13 protein-coding genes and 1 pseudogene are annotated in these 13,848 nt (G+C 70.2%); 6 read left to right on the top strand and 8 right to left on the bottom strand.

The window, feature by feature from the left end; genetic code table 11:
• Positions 1–17: 17 nt before the first annotated feature.
• From JEQ17_RS40225 to JEQ17_RS40210, 4 genes and pseudogenes are all read left to right on the top strand, one after another.
• Complete coding sequence (locus JEQ17_RS40225; RefSeq protein ID WP_200399838.1) at positions 18–1,565, top strand: ATP-dependent DNA ligase; 1,548 nt, start codon at positions 18–20, stop codon at positions 1,563–1,565.
• Positions 1,562–2,032, top strand: a complete 471-nt coding sequence (locus tag JEQ17_RS40220; protein WP_200399837.1) for an NUDIX domain-containing protein — start codon at positions 1,562–1,564, stop codon at positions 2,030–2,032. Before JEQ17_RS40225 ends, JEQ17_RS40220 begins: the two co-directional genes overlap by 4 nt.
• A 153-nt stretch (positions 2,033–2,185) precedes the next feature.
• Positions 2,186–2,416, top strand: a pseudogene (locus tag JEQ17_RS40215) (aldehyde dehydrogenase family protein); the annotation flags it as partial.
• 264 nt (positions 2,417–2,680) lie between these two features.
• A complete protein-coding gene (locus JEQ17_RS40210) occupies positions 2,681–2,887 on the top strand; it encodes a helix-turn-helix domain-containing protein (protein ID WP_267924812.1) in 207 nt (68 codons plus the stop codon).
• A gap of 201 nt (positions 2,888–3,088) precedes the next feature.
• On the opposite strand, the gene JEQ17_RS40205 is transcribed toward JEQ17_RS40210, so the two are convergent.
• Positions 3,089–3,631 carry a hypothetical protein gene (locus JEQ17_RS40205; protein ID WP_200399834.1) on the bottom strand — a complete coding sequence of 181 codons (543 nt, stop codon included), beginning with the start codon at positions 3,629–3,631 and terminating at the stop codon, positions 3,089–3,091.
• Entirely contained in the window at positions 3,628–4,050 is a 423-nt protein-coding gene (locus JEQ17_RS50270) for a hypothetical protein (RefSeq protein ID WP_234048544.1), read from the bottom strand. The genes JEQ17_RS40205 and JEQ17_RS50270 overlap by 4 nt, the downstream gene beginning before the upstream one ends.
• Before the next feature lie 345 nt (positions 4,051–4,395).
• On the opposite strand from JEQ17_RS50270, the gene JEQ17_RS40195 reads away from it, so the two are divergent.
• Both JEQ17_RS40195 and JEQ17_RS40190 read left to right on the top strand, forming a co-directional pair.
• Positions 4,396–5,643, top strand: coding sequence for a Twin-arginine translocation pathway signal (locus tag JEQ17_RS40195; protein WP_200399832.1), 1,248 nt, complete (start codon positions 4,396–4,398; stop codon positions 5,641–5,643).
• Positions 5,644–5,646: 3 nt separating this feature from the next.
• Positions 5,647–5,967 (top strand): 4a-hydroxytetrahydrobiopterin dehydratase, encoded by a 321-nt coding sequence (locus JEQ17_RS40190; protein WP_234048543.1) that lies wholly within the window; start codon positions 5,647–5,649, stop codon positions 5,965–5,967.
• 63 nt (positions 5,968–6,030) lie between these two features.
• Here the strand turns inward: JEQ17_RS40190 and JEQ17_RS40185 are convergent, their stop codons facing one another.
• The 6 genes from JEQ17_RS40185 to JEQ17_RS40160 all read right to left on the bottom strand — a co-directional run bounded on the left by JEQ17_RS40185 (position 6,031) and on the right by JEQ17_RS40160 (position 13,825).
• Positions 6,031–6,315 carry a hypothetical protein gene (locus JEQ17_RS40185; RefSeq protein WP_200399831.1) on the bottom strand — a complete coding sequence of 95 codons (285 nt, stop codon included), beginning with the start codon at positions 6,313–6,315 and terminating at the stop codon, positions 6,031–6,033.
• Positions 6,312–6,539, bottom strand: coding sequence for a hypothetical protein (locus tag JEQ17_RS40180; RefSeq protein ID WP_200399830.1), 228 nt, complete (start codon positions 6,537–6,539; stop codon positions 6,312–6,314). The genes JEQ17_RS40185 and JEQ17_RS40180 overlap by 4 nt, the downstream gene beginning before the upstream one ends.
• Positions 6,540–6,541: 2 nt before the next feature.
• Positions 6,542–7,453: an N-acetylmuramoyl-L-alanine amidase gene (locus JEQ17_RS40175; protein WP_200399829.1), complete on the bottom strand. Its 912-nt coding sequence runs from the start codon at positions 7,451–7,453 to the stop codon at positions 6,542–6,544.
• Between the two features lie 77 nt (positions 7,454–7,530).
• Entirely contained in the window at positions 7,531–7,998 is a 468-nt protein-coding gene (locus JEQ17_RS40170) for a hypothetical protein (RefSeq protein WP_200399828.1), read from the bottom strand.
• Positions 7,999–8,010: 12 nt separating this feature from the next.
• Entirely contained in the window at positions 8,011–11,781 is a 3,771-nt protein-coding gene (locus tag JEQ17_RS40165; RefSeq protein ID WP_200399827.1) for a hypothetical protein, read from the bottom strand.
• A gap of 1 nt (position 11,782) precedes the next feature.
• Complete coding sequence (locus JEQ17_RS40160) at positions 11,783–13,825, bottom strand: phage tail tape measure protein (RefSeq protein WP_200399826.1); 2,043 nt, start codon at positions 13,823–13,825, stop codon at positions 11,783–11,785.
• Positions 13,826–13,848: the final 23 nt, after the last annotated feature.

The raw sequence follows: 13,848 nt of genomic DNA, 5'->3' as shown, positions 1-13,848 counted from the left end.
CGTTGCACCATGGCTGCATGCTGCTGCACCGGCTCGCCCGTGTGTCCCAGGAGGTCGCCGCCACCTCGGCGCGGTCCCGGAAGACGGCTCTGCTCGCGGAGCTGTTCCGGGACGCCGAGGCGGACGACGTGCCGATCGTCATCCCGTATCTGGCGGGCCGCCTTCCCCAGGGGCGGCTCGGCATCGGCTGGAAGATCCTCGGCACCCCGGTCCCGCCCGCCGAGGAGCCCACGCTGACCGTGCGGGAGGTGGACGCCCGCCTCACGGACCTCGGCAAGGTCTCCGGCACCGGCTCCCAGGCGGAACGGGCGCGGCTGGTCGGCGAGTTGATGGGTGCGTGCACCGAGCCCGAGCAGCGGTTCCTGCTCGGGCTGATCGGCGGGGAGGTGCGTCAGGGTGCCCTGGACGCCGTCGCCGTGGAGGGCCTCGCCCAGGCGACGGGCGCGCCCTCCGCCGACGTACGACGCGCGGTGATGCTGGCGGGCTCGCTCCAGACCGTGGCGGAGAGGCTGCTCGCCGACGGGCCGGAGTCCCTCGCCGGGTTCCGGCTCACCGTCGGCCGCCCGGTCCAGCCGATGCTCGCGCACAGCGCCTCGTCGGTCACCGAGGCGATCGACAAGCTCGGCTCGTGCGCGGTCGAGGAGAAGCTGGACGGCATCCGCGTCCAGGTCCACCGCGACGGCGACGACGTACGTCTCTACACCCGCACACTTGACGACATCACGGACCGACTTCCCGAACTCACCTCCGCCGCACGGGAGTTGAAGGGCGAGCACTTCATCCTCGACGGTGAGGTCATCGCGTTCGACGAGGGCGGGCGGCCGCGATCGTTCCAGGACATCGCGGGTCGCGTGGGCTCCCGTGTGGACGTCGCCACGGCCGCAGAGGCCGTCCCCGTCTCCCCCGTCTTCTTCGACGCGCTCTCCGTGGACGGGCGCGACCTGCTCGACCTGCCGTTCGCCGACCGCCACGCCGAGCTGGCCCGTCTGGTCCCCGAGCCGATGCGCGTACGACGCACCCTCGTGGCCGACCCGGCGGACGCGCGGGCGCGGGCCGCCGCCGAACAGTTCCTCGCCGACACGCTGAAGCGCGGCCACGAGGGTGTCGTACTCAAGGGCCTCGACGCCCCCTACAGCGCGGGCCGGCGCGGAGCCTCCTGGCTGAAGGTCAAACCCGTGCACACCCTGGACCTGGTCGTGCTGGCCGCCGAGTGGGGCCACGGGCGGCGCACCGGCAAGCTCTCCAACCTGCATCTGGGCGCCCGCAATCCGGACGGTTCCTTCGCCATGCTGGGCAAGACCTTCAAGGGTCTGACGGACGCACTGCTGGCCTGGCAGACCGAGCGGCTCCAGGAACTCGCCGTCGAGGACAACGGCTGGGTCGTGACCGTCCGTCCCGAACTCGTCGTCGAGATCGCGTACGACGGTCTGCAGCGCTCGACCCGATACCCGGCGGGCGTCACCCTCCGCTTCGCCCGGGTCGTCCGCTACCGCGAGGACAAGACCCCGGCGCAGGCCGACACCGTGGAGACCCTGCTCGCCGCGCACCCGGAGGTCACGCCGTGACCGCCACCGCGAAACGCAGCGCGGGCCTGCTCCTGTTCCGCCGCACCGACCACGGCGTAGAGGTGCTCCTGGGCCACATGGGCGGCCCGTTCTTCGCCCGTCGCGACGCCGGCGCCTGGACCGTGCCGAAGGGCGAGTACGAGCCCGACGAACCGGCCTGGGACGCGGCACGCCGAGAGTTCCAGGAGGAACTGGGGCTTCCGCCTCCCGACGGCGACCCCATCCCCCTCGGCGAGGTCACCCAGACCAACGGCAAGGTCGTCACGGTCTGGGCCATCGAGTCGGGCCTGGACGTCACGGCGGTGGTCCCCGGCACGTTCACGATGGAGTGGCCGCGGGGTTCGGGCCGGGTCCAGGAGTTCCCCGAACTGGACAGAGTGGAATGGCTGAGCCCTGCCCGAGCACGCCCCTTCCTGGTCAAGGCGCAGACAACATTCCTGGACCGCCTCGAAGGGCATACGGGCTAGCTCCAAGGGCACGCGTGCAGGCAGGCGCGCCCCGTCGGGGGCGCGGGGAACCGCGCGACCAGCCGCATACGGCCCGGACGCCGAGTACCACACGTTGCGACGCGTCCCGCCGCGCGGGAGGGTCGAAACACACCCCGCATCAGGAGGCCAGCCATGCCCATCGCCACGGTGAACCCGGCAACCGGCGAGACCCTCAAAACCTACGACGCCCTCGGCCCCGAAGAGATCGAACACCGGCTCGCGACAGCCGAAGCCGCGTTCCACACACACCGCACAACCTCGTTCGCCGAGCGCACACAGCTACTGCACCGCGCCGCCGACCTCCTGGAAGGCGACGCGCAGGACATCGCCCGCGTGATGACGACGGAGATGGGCAAGCCGATAGGTGGGTTACGACCCCGAGGATTCACCGGCTGCCCTGTGGCTGAACGCAACGGCACCCCCGATCGCGAGATCGAGGGTGCCGCGACCCGTCCCCACCGCCTGGCGAGCTGATTGGGGAGGGCCGTCCGTGGAGGGGCTTATGCCCCGATCAAGATCACAGAATGCCTAATATATTCGGCCGACGGGTGATCGGTATCGGTCAAGCGTTGGCGGGTGCGAGATCTTCCTGACGATGATTCATGGATTCCCGAACGCCTGGAGCGAATGGGGCGACAGCTGCAGGCCGAACGAATGCGGCAGAACAAGACTCAGGAGGCGGTCTACCTCGCGGCAGGCGTCGACCGGGTCACGCTGCAGAACATCGAGGCGGGACGGGCCAACCCCACCGTCACCACCCTCCTGAAGATCGCTCACGTCCTCAACGTGCCGCTCGCCAGACTCGTGGACGGCAACGGCCCTACGGTGCCTTGACGTCCTGGTAGGCCTGCCACAGTTCGTCGCCCGTCGGGCACCGCGTCTCGCCGTTCCGAGCCTCGCTGCAGGGCGAGCAATCGACTCCGTGGCCGACGTACTCGCGGTACGCCTCCGCTGAGCGGCTGGGGACGCCGTTGGCAACGCGCCGCAGGTGCGAGGAACTACTGCCGTTGTCCACCCATTCCCATCCGGTGCCTCTCACGACTGGTCACCATCGTCCTTCCAGGCGTCGATGCCGTACACGCTCTTGAGCACGTTGCGGAGCCGGGCGGCATCAGCGACTGCCGCAGCGATGTCCTGGCCGGCCAGAGCTCGCCGCATGGCCTCCTCGCGCCATCCATCAGGCAGCGCGGTGAAGCGGTTCACGAAGTCGACGGCGGATCGGATCTGCCCCTCACGGCCGTAGCCGCGCGGTCTCCAGACTGCGCCGCACAGAGCGCCGTAGTGGTCCGCGGCCTCGTGAAGAGACTGGATCCGGCGACCCTCACGGTGACCGTCGAGCCACTTCTCCTTCACGCCGCTGACGGAGTGCCCCTCTGCCATGACCCAGTGCACGGCCGCATGATCGTGCGGTTCCAGACCGTCCCAGAGGCCACGGCCGATGAGCTGCTCCCGGAGAAGGGGGCCCACTGCCTCAGCGGACTTCTGCACCACATCCCACGGGTGCGATTCCCATTCCTTGAGGGCTTCGACTGCGAGGCCCAGCACCGTCAACCCATTAAGGAGCTCGTCGTCGTTCACGCGTCCGCCTCCGCTGCCAGCTGGTGGGCTCCGGCGATGATCAACCGGGCCACGGCGCTCGGCTCGCACAACATGCCGGGCGAGTACATCGGCACCGACCAGTACGAGGCGTGTGGGGTGCCGGGCTCGAACTCATCGGCGGTTACCGGCGGCACCCCAAGCACGGTCCCGCGGCCGAGGAGATCGACGCCCAGAGGCCGCCAGGCGTTCGCCGCCGAGCTCCACGTCCTCGGCATGCTGCCGGGCACCAGCGCGTAGTACCGCAGGCCGCGCGGGTCGCAGATGACGGGGCCACCGTCAAGGCTGCTGTCGAGGAAATCGTCTGCGTCCGCCGGCGTCGTCGTGTCGGCCAGGGCGAGCACCATGCGCCCAGGGATCCGGACGGCGGAGACCAGGGTTCCGAGGGGCAGCAGCGTCATCCCGCGCTCTGCCCACTCGGCGCGGGACCGGCTCCGACCCTCCGCGTCGCGGGTCGACAACAGCCAGTGCTCTGTCGCCAAAGCCCGATCGGCACGGGTAGTCACGAGCCCGTCGGAGGCAGGTTCGGCGGGTTGTACTGCCCGTTCGCTGGTGTCGCTCATCATCCTTGCGCCTCCGAGCGTCGCCCTCTGGAGTGGCGACCTGTCGCTTTCCGTGTACGTGCCGTAGTCACACATGGATGATGGGGAGGCACGACAAGGTGGAACTAGGCCGCGCTGTGGCCACGCGCGGCCACGTAGCGGCCATGGCCGGAGACAGGCGCGATGACAGCTCACACTGAACGCATGGGCCGCAACGACGCACTGCGAGCTGCCAGGCTCCGCGTCGGGTGGCGCACCATGGAACAAGCCGCGGCCCGCATCACTGAGCACGGACAACGGCTCCTCGACGACCGGCAATTCACCGTCGCTCCGCGCACCTGGCGCCGTTGGGAGGGCGAGCGCCCGGGCTGGCCGTCGGAGGAGACAGCGATCGTGATTCACGACGTGCTCGGCCGCTGGCCCGAGGATCTCGGATTCACCACACCATCGGGCTGGATCCGACCCGAGCACCACGAAGAGGCCGAAGACTTGAAACGCCGCGCGTTCGTGTCCGTCACCGCTGCCGCGCTCGTCGCCGGGCCCATTGCGCCCCAACACGTCGACCCCGCACTGATCGACTACTTCCAGCAGCAGTTGGAAGGGCACTACCGGGCAGACATGCTGCTGGGCCCGCACGACCTGATCGGGACTGTCTCCGCGCAGTATCAGCTGATCGACAAGCTCGTCCGCTCCGCGAAAGGCGAGACCCGCCGCGGCCTCCTCCGGGTCGGCGCCGCGTACGCCGCACTCGTCGGCTGGCTCTATCAAGACGCCGGCGACATGGACGGCGCGCACTTCTGGCGCGGAGTCACGCAGGAGATCGCCATGCGCTCCCGGGACCCGCACCTGATCGGCTACTCGTTGGTGAACCAGGCCCAGGTGCGGACCGACCTCGGGGACGGCCCTGCAGTCATCGACCTGTGTGAAGCGGCCCTGGACGACTCCGGGCACCTGGTCCCGAAGGTGCGCATCATGGCCATGCAGCAGCAGGCGCACGGCGCGAGCCTCACCGGTGACCGCGGTGCGGTGGACCAGCTCATAGACCAGGCCGACGGACTTCTGTCGCGCGTCGACGACGACCTGCCGTGGGGCAACGCATGCCGCCGTACTCCGGGTTATCTCGAAGTGCAGCGGGCCACCTGCTACGGAAGGCTCGGCCTCGGGGCCGAGGCAGTCTCCTTGTGGTCCCAGGTCCTCGACATCGTCCCCGCAACGGCGCGGCGCGACCGTGGTGTCTATCTAGCTCGCCATGCCACCGCGGCCGCCGGAGCGGGCGAGCCGGACCAGGCACTGGAGATTGCCCGAACGGTGGCGGACATCGCCGTCGAGACCCGTTCCGCCCGCATGCGGCGTGAGTTGGCCACCCTTCAGCGGGCCATGCAACCGTGGCAGGATGCCCCGGTTGGTCAGGACCTCGCCGAGGTCCTGGCGCCCGTTACCGATGGGAGCTGAGACGTGGCAGACGCACCGGTGCCGCTGACTGAGGACGAGATCGTGGCCGCGCTGTTGAAGGCGCCAGGCTGGCGTCGTGACGGCGATGAGATCAGCCGTACGTACGGGATCCGGTATCACGGCGGTGTGGCGATGATCGTGCACGTCGCTGATGTTGAGCGGCTGATCAGCCACCACGCAGACATTGATCTGCGATGGGGGAAGGTTCGGTTCGCGATCACCACGCACGACGTAGGGAACAAGCTCACGACCGCAGATTTCGACCTGGCCCGCCGCATCGACGCCATCGCCGAAGCGCATATGGCCGAGCCGCTCGACGTGTGACTCTGCGAACCACGAAGCGCCCCCTGCGCGGCCCGTGAGGACCGTGCAGGGGGCATCGGTGGTTCAGCGGCCAACGATCTCGTACAGCGTGAGGCCGAGTGCGCACACGGCCGTGACGGCCGCCACCGACGGCAGTGGCCACCGACTCTTCTTCAACGCCTCGACCTCCGTGCGCAGTTCGCCGAGCTCCTTGTCCGTCTCCTCGCGGAGCTGCGCGAGGTCCCGCTCGTTTCGGTCGGAGCGCTCGACGAGGACCGCCAACGAACCCTTCACCTCGGCGAAACCGGTCGACATGGTGCCGCGCAGCCGCTCCAACTCGACGGCGACGGAGGCCTCGGGAACAGTCACTCCCGGCTCCCGGCATCATCGGTGCGCAGCCAGCTGGGCAGCAGCCGCTGCACACCGGGGAGCGCCATCACTCGGGTCAGGCCCGCAGCGATGGCGAGCGCGCCGCCGACCCACGGGAGCGATTCGGGGATGCCCGAGGCGGTGACGATGCCGGGCAGCATCGCGGCCACGCCGACAGTCGTCTGCAGGGCCGTACGCGTAGTGCGCTTCGTCGAATCCTTCATGATCAGTCCACCACCTTGAATCCGTGCTTGAGACCCAGGCTTCGCAGGCTGGCGAGCCCGGGGTATCCGTCGGCGGCCGCGCCTGTGTAGCCGCAGCGCCGCTGCCACGCGGCGTAGGCGGGCGTGGTCGTCGTGCCCCAGTGGCCGTCGCCGTAGGCGCGGGCGAGGAGGCCCTCGTCGACGAGCGCGACCTCGACCGTCTCGACGCCGCCGTACGACCGCGGGGTGCCCTTCTTTGGCGGGTCGGTGCGAGCTGCCGTACGGAGCCGGGACAGGCTCACCGTCGGCGTCGTCGGCGCGGGCGTAGGCGCTGGCTTGGGCGAGTCGAGCCGCTTCGCGATCCGGGACCGCATCGACGTCCAGTCGACGCCGCGGGGGTCGCTCTTTCCGGGCTGCCAGTCGAGGTGGCGGATGACGGACGCGGCCGTCCAGCCGTGTGCCCTGCAGATCGCCGCGGCGGTCCGCTCGATGGCGAGCAATTGGGCGGGCGGCCAGGGGTCCTCGCCGTCGCCGAGGTTCTCGCACTCGAAGCCGTAGAAGTACCTGTTGCCGTCGGTGCCCGCCTCGTTGTCGACCGGCAGCGTCCGCTCGGCGATGACCGCCTGGAGCACGTCGCCGTCGCCCAGGCCTGCGTGGTTGGCGCGGCCGTGGCCGACGAGGTGGACCTTGCCGTCCTTGGTGATGACGCCGTGGGACAGCGGCCCGGGCAGGCCGCTGTATCCGTCGCGGCAGATCTGGACGGTGCGGGCCGAGCCGGAGGTCACGGTGTGGTGGAACATCACGCCGTGCACCGGCCCCCACGGGCCTTTGTGGTTGCGGTTGTGGTTCTCCCAGTCGCCGACCTCGACGACGACCAGGCCCGCGGATCGCAGGGCGTCGACGAGGGCGGTTGGGGTCAGTGGCTTGGTGGACATCGGCGGGCCCTCCTTGGGCAGCAAGAAGCCCCGGGACCGGGGTGGTTCCGGGGCTGTGGAGCGATCGGGTGCCGGGGTCAGGAGGCAGGTTCGACGAGGATGTCGCGGGCCGTGATGTCGGGGGTGCTGCCGGCCGTGCCGAACTTGATGTACATGACGCGGGCGTAGTACTCCTGGCCGGGCGTGAGTCCGTCGAGCATGGACGTGCGGCCGCGGTAGGCGAAATCGCCGGCAGTCGCGATGCCCTCGGAGGACACGCCGCGCAGCACCGTGGGCGCGAGGACCTCAAGACCCGAGGAGTCGTCCTCGAACACCTGCGGGGCGAGCGCCACCCGGTCGGCGTTGGCGGCGTTGTTGCGCAGGCCCCCGCCCACGCTGATCGTCACGCGGCCGGTGGTCGGCGCGGTGAAGGTCACGCCGACCTCCGGTGTTCCGACGGTATAGGTGACCTCGGTGATATTGGCGATGACGGTGCCGTCCAGGGCGTAGACCGTGGGCGTGTGGTCGAGGGCCTTGATCTTGGATCCGGCCAGCAGATCGGGCACGGTCGCTCCTTCCTACAGGGCGCGGATGGCGGGCTTGGCCAGGACCACACCGGATCCGGCGGCGTGGGCTTTGACGATGCCGTTGGCGGACCGCTCGACGGTGAACCGCTGCGGGTTGACGAGCTGCATGTTGTCGAAGGACACGATCAGGTTCGCGTTGCTGTTGGCGGTCTGGCGGACGGAGCGCATGCCGATATTGCTGCCGGTGGTGAGGCTGGTGTCGGTCGCGCTCACCTGCCAGTTCCCTGTGGCCGAGGCGCTGGCTTGCCGCACCCGGGCCTGCAGCTTCGACCCGCTGACCTTGAGCCGCAGCCGGTAGAAGGTGAAGGCGCTGTGGACCAGGCTGGTGGTGAACGTGTCCAACTGCGTCTCGACGCCGGCGACGCGCTTGCGGAGGGTCAGCGTGATGACCTGCGAGGTGCTGATGCTCAGCTGGGCCATGTAGAGGTTCGCGTCGTTCGTCGCCCGGGCGACGACGGAGACGAGCTGGGGGCCACCGGTGGCGAGCGCCGCGGTGGCGATGTCCGCCCACACGTCGTGGTCTGTTCCGGCGACCGGGGTGAGGTCGAGGCGGGCGACGTCGACGGCGGTCAGCTGGTGGGCGGCCTCGCTGCCCTGGGTGTAGTGATCGCCCGCCGCGCCGCCGGTGCTGACCCATGCCGCGCCGACGTCGGGGGTTCCCCATCCGGGTGTGGTGGTGCGAGTGAACGTGTCGGCCACCGCGGGCGTGACGGCGTTGACGGTCTTCACCTCGCCGCCCGTCCTGATGCGGAAGGGGAAGTTCTCGGGGACGCCCCCGGCGGGCCGGAGGGTGGCCTGGTGGACCCACAGCACGTCGGTGCCCGGCGGGAAATCTGCCACGGTAGCCGCGAGATTCCCGGTGACGGAGTTGGCCACAGGGGTGACGACCTTCTCGAACCAGGTCCAGGTCCCGGCCTCGACGGGCACGTCGTTGGCGGCGGTGTCCAGGTAGGTCCCGACGCCGTTGAACCAGTTCACATTCAGTGCGACCGAGCGGGACGTCGAGCAGCGCAGCCAGCCGGACGCGACGTACTGGCGTCCGACGGTCACCGGCACCTGGTCGGTGCCTGCGTTGGGGAACTGGGAGACGCCGTCGGGGACGAAGAACAGCGCCCAGATGCCGTCGAACGGTTTCGGCGTCGGGGCGCTCACGCGGTCGATGACGCCGCCGGCCGCCGACCAGCCGGCCAAGTTCGTCTCGAAGGAGGGGTTCGCGGTGAGCGAGGGGTAGGCGCCGGTCCACAGCGGGCCGAGGGTGGTGAGGATGTCGGCGGTGGTGTCGTCGGCATCGATGGCGGCGGCCAGCTGGCTGCCGGCGGTGTCGCGGCGGTCGCCGTCGTAGAGGGCGACGGTGTACGGCTCGCCGGGGTCGCAGACGAAGGTGATGCGCCAGGCCTGCGGGCCGATCTCCTCGCTGTAGCCGCGGATGAGGAGGTCGACGTCGTCGGGCCCGTGGTCGGCGGGCCGGTTGGTCAGGCGCAGGATCATGCCGACGTCCGCCTGAAGGATGGCGTCGATCATCGCAAAGACCCGCGAGTTACCCAGGTCGAGCGTGATCTTGGTGTAGCGCATCCCGTCGTGAGTGCCCAGGTGCAGGATCCACCCAGCCAGCGGCAGCACCTGCACGTCACTCGCCACGTTCAGGGTGTGGTCGACGTCGTAGCCCAGGCCGACCCCGTTGGGCGGGTCCTGCACCGACAGGCGCCCGGTCTCCAGGACCGCGCGCCCCTCGGCCCCGTCGACGCGCTTGACGGTGACGTCGTTCTCGGTGAGCTTGTCGTCGTCGAGCGGCTTGAACGGCGCCCCGATGACCCCGTCGGGGAAGTTGAGGGTGAGCACCGGGGCCTGGTTGTAGAGCGCGGTGAGCGGCCGGTACGTCAGGCCGAGGCCGTCGCGCTGCTCCAGGAGGAGGCCGCGGTCCGCGTCGGCGCAGTCCTGCAGCAGCTTGCCGAGGTTGTCCACGCGCTGACGGCCCATGGGCTGGGTGTCGTCGAGCAAGGGGTGCAGGGTGAACGGGACCTGGTTCTCCTCGCACAGCCGCTGGATGCGGCGGCCGGCAGGCTCTCCCCGCCACGCGTTGAGCTCGCTCTTGAGGTCGTGAATGGACGTGATCTCGTCGTAGACCGCGACGTGTCCGACGGCGACCTCGTCGAGGGTCTTGTCGGGGGCGAAGATGACGCGGGTGACCTGACCGATGGTGTGACCGGCGAGGGTGCCCCCCACCACACCGCCGGACGCGGCGTCGACGGCGAGGGTGACCCACCTCCAGTCGACGTCGGCGCCGTCCTGCTCGAACTCGATACTCAGGCGCAGCAGCCGTCCGCCCGCGGTCGCCGCCCACACGCCGCCGTCGACGAGCTCTGTTCCGGCGTCGTTGTACCCCTTCAGCTGCAGGGTGCCGCCGGTGCCGTAGATCAGGTCCCAGCGTGCCGCGCTGCCGGTGGTCCACACGCTGACGAGGCGTGCGCCGGCGGGCTCGCTGTCGGTGTCGATGAACGTGAGCCATCGGACCTGGGTCTGGCCGGTCGCCGCGTACCGGGGCACCGGCCCGGTCAGGGACGATCCGGTCTTGAGGACGGGCAACCTGTCTGAGCAGGCGAAACCTTCGAAGCTGGCCAGGTCCGGGGCGCCGGTGATGCGCATCGGCTGAGCGCGCACCGCGGCACTGATGCGGGTGGCGCTCGCGCCGTCCTCGGCCGGCCAGTACGCGATGGGTACCGGCCGGCTGGGGGCGGTCATCTCCCTGCGCAGCACCGACTGCAGGGGCTTGTTCCCGCCGAGGCGGCGCAGGATCCCGGCGGGGCTGATCTCCGTCCAGATGTCCGCACCGGTCAGGTCGCGCGACGGCGGCCAGGCCGGGACCTCGCCGCGCAGCCGCCCCTTGCGGTCGGTGATCTCGGCGCCGCCCTGCAGGGTCCAGGTCAGGCCCTCGTCGTCGGTGAACGACGTGTCGCCGATCGTCTGCGCGGTGAAGTCGACGTCCGCCACAACGTTTCCGTCGATGCCGTCGCGCAGCTGGAAGGCGTAGAAGTGGCCGGACGGGGCGAAGAACGTACCGGCCGCGTTCGTGTCGCCCACCTGCAGCGCCGCCGTACCGGAGTGCACAGAGGTGGCGCCCGGACCGCTGCTCACCGCGAGCTGCGTCCACGGCCCGTCGATCGTCTCGGCGGTGTAGTGCGTGACCCTGCTGGTGGTGGCGTCCATTGTCGAGCGCAGGGCGATGCGCCCCGAGGCCGGCACCGGGATGGGATCGCCGGAGGTGAACTCCAGCAGGGCGGTGCCGTTGGTGGACCAGCGGAAGGACAGGGTCTGCGTCGCGCTCACGAACATCATCCATGAGCGCTGGTTGCCCACCGTCTCGTACTTCCCGGCGAGCTCCACCAGGGTGCCGGTGTTCCAGTCGTCGAGCTTGACCTCGACCCGCACGTCCAGGCTGCCGGTGAGGTCCAGCGCGGCCGCGTCGGGGGTCGAGGCGCGGTCTCCGGCCGCGGTCACGGCGAGGTCCGGTGTGCCCGCGTGCACGCCTACGCGGAAGCCGGTGTTCCTGCCGATCTTGTCGAACAGCACGCTGTTCGGGTCGCGCGGAGAGAGGTCGCCGGAGCGGTTGTCGAGGGCGAGCTCGGCACTGCCGGGCTGGGTCTTGCTGCCCTCGGAGGACGCACCGCGGTTGATGCTGATCGGGGTGGTGGTACGCACCGACACGGGGAGCCAGGCGCCGTCGACGAGGATGTCCGCGGAGATGGGCGGCGGAAGACTGACCACTTCATTCCCCCCCGAGCGCGTTGACGTCGCCGCCGAAGCGGATCCGGATCACTGCCATCAGCCAGTCGATGAACGCGTCACCGCCGCCCGGCTCGAACCCGACGAGCAGTCGCTGCTGCTGGACCTTGCCCACGGACGGCGCGGACGCGGTGTTGATCATGTGTTCAAGGCGGGACAGCGGGATGATCGCCTCGTCCTCGGGGCCCTCGCCGACCATGGCGAGGGTGGCGCCGGTGGCGATGCCGCCCTTGGCGAGGTAGGGGATGTTCGGCGTCGACAGGGTCAGCGAGGGGATGTCCACGCCCATGATCGAGCCGCCGCCGATGGTGAACGACAGGTTGTTCCAGGCACCGATCACGCCGTTGATCGCGCCCCGGAAGGCTCGGGGGATCGCGCCCCACATGTTGCCCGCGATGCGGCCGATGCGCCCGGGGATCCCGGACAGGAAGCCCATGAGCTGGTTCCACCAGCCCCTCACGGTGCGCCACATGTCGCCCGCCTTGCGGCCGACGGCGTTGAAGGCTCCGGTGATGCCGGGCACGAGGGTGCCGGAGAACCAGGAAGCGACCCCTTGCGCGGCGGCCTTGATGCCGCCCCACACGGCGCGCCACAGGTCCTGGAACCAGGTCGTCTTGGTGGCGATCAAGAGGATGACCGCAATGACGGCCATGATCGCCAGGATGATCCACGTCCCCGGCCAGGCGAGCATCGCGGAGTTCATCGCCCACTGAGCGACCGCCGCAACGCCCAGGCCGACCGCGAGCGCGAGCACCAGCGGGATGGCGATCTGCAGCAGCGCGGGATGCTGCGCGAACAGCTCGGCCACGAACTGCAGGGCGGGCAGCAGCAGCTCGCCGAGCGTCGTCGACAGGGTCCGCATGATGCTCTCGAACTGCTGCCCCGGGCTCGCGGCCATGCTGTCGGTGACCCGCTGCGAGGCGCCGGCCGCCTGGTCCATGCCGCTCGCCGCGGCCGCGGACGCGGGGTCCATCGCCAGCAGCGCGCCGGCTGCCTCGCCCGCCATGTCGCCGAACAGCGCGACGCCCAGCTCGGCCTGCTTGGCCGGATCCTTCACACCGCGCAGAGCGTCGAGGGTCAGGCCGAGCGCGTCCGCCGCGGGCTTACCGCCCTTGCCGATGTCGGACAGCATCTTGTCCGCGTCCAGGCCGAGCGCCTTGAAACCGGCCGCGGCGCGGGGGGTCTCCTCGGAGGTGATGCGGGCGAATTCATGCAAGACGTCGGCGGCCTGGTCGATGTCGCGGCCGCCCGCCTGGACGAACTGCGACATCATGCCGAACGCCTGCTCGGCGTCGATGCCGATGCGCTTGAAATGCGTGCCGTACTCGGTGACGACCGCCGGGATGTCGGCGGCCATGTTCGCCGGCAGGGTCTGCGCCGCCTTGGTCAGGACGTCGAACGCCTCGGTGCCGTCCGCGACGAGGCCCTGCTTGATGAGCGCCCCGGCGGCGTTGGCCCCGTCCGCGATGTCGATCTGGAAGGTGTCGCCCAGCGCGATGGCGCTCTTGGTCATCTGGGCGAGCTCGGCGTTCGTGAAGTCACCGACATCGCCCATGGCGCCGATGACCGAGCCGAGCGCGTCGCCGGCGCCTGCGATGGAGTCGCTGAATCCGGCGGTGAACACGTCGCCCGCGATGTCGCCCGCGCGGGCCGCCTCGGGCTCTGTGAGGCCGAGCCCGTTGCGGAGGCTGGTCGTGGTGGCCGACATGTCCATGGCGGTGTTGAGGCCCTGCATGAACAGCGCGCCGACGGCGGCGCCGGCCGCCATCCCGCCGATCCCGCCGAGCGCCCCCTCGACGCCGGCGGCTCCGGCCTCTGCGTCCGTGCCCAGGTCCCGGGCGGACTCGCCGACCCCGTCCAGGGCGGTGGTCGCCTGGTCCGCCCCTGCGTCGATCTTGCGGGCCATGCCGTCGGCGGACACGCTGTCGAGGCCCTGCGTGATCCGGTCCGCGCCCTGGTCGACTTCCTGCTCGGCGGCCGTCATATCGACGCCGAGCCGGACGAGGAGCTCTTCCAGGATCGTCACGTGCCCACCCCGTTTCTCATCGA

Origin of the sequence: Streptomyces liliifuscus, from assembly GCF_016598615.1 — a bacterium.
Lineage (GTDB): Bacteria > Actinomycetota > Actinomycetes > Streptomycetales > Streptomycetaceae > Streptomyces > Streptomyces liliifuscus.
The sequence above is the reverse complement of the archived record's forward strand: the minus strand, read 5'-3'. Positions and strand labels throughout refer to the sequence as shown.

Excerpts from the sequence above, each read along its gene's own strand:
- JEQ17_RS40225 (WP_200399838.1), top strand. The coding sequence starts at position 18 with ATGCTGCTGCACCGGCTCGCCCGTGTGTCCCAGGAGGTCGCCGCCACC.
- JEQ17_RS40210 (WP_267924812.1), top strand. The coding sequence starts at position 2,681 with ATGGGGCGACAGCTGCAGGCCGAACGAATGCGGCAGAACAAGACTCAG.
- JEQ17_RS50270 (WP_234048544.1), bottom strand. The coding sequence starts at position 4,050 with ATGACGCTGCTGCCCCTCGGAACCCTGGTCTCCGCCGTCCGGATCCCT.
- JEQ17_RS40195 (WP_200399832.1), top strand. The coding sequence starts at position 4,396 with ATGGGCCGCAACGACGCACTGCGAGCTGCCAGGCTCCGCGTCGGGTGG.
- JEQ17_RS40180 (WP_200399830.1), bottom strand. The coding sequence starts at position 6,539 with ATGAAGGATTCGACGAAGCGCACTACGCGTACGGCCCTGCAGACGACT.
- JEQ17_RS40175 (WP_200399829.1), bottom strand. The coding sequence starts at position 7,453 with ATGTCCACCAAGCCACTGACCCCAACCGCCCTCGTCGACGCCCTGCGA.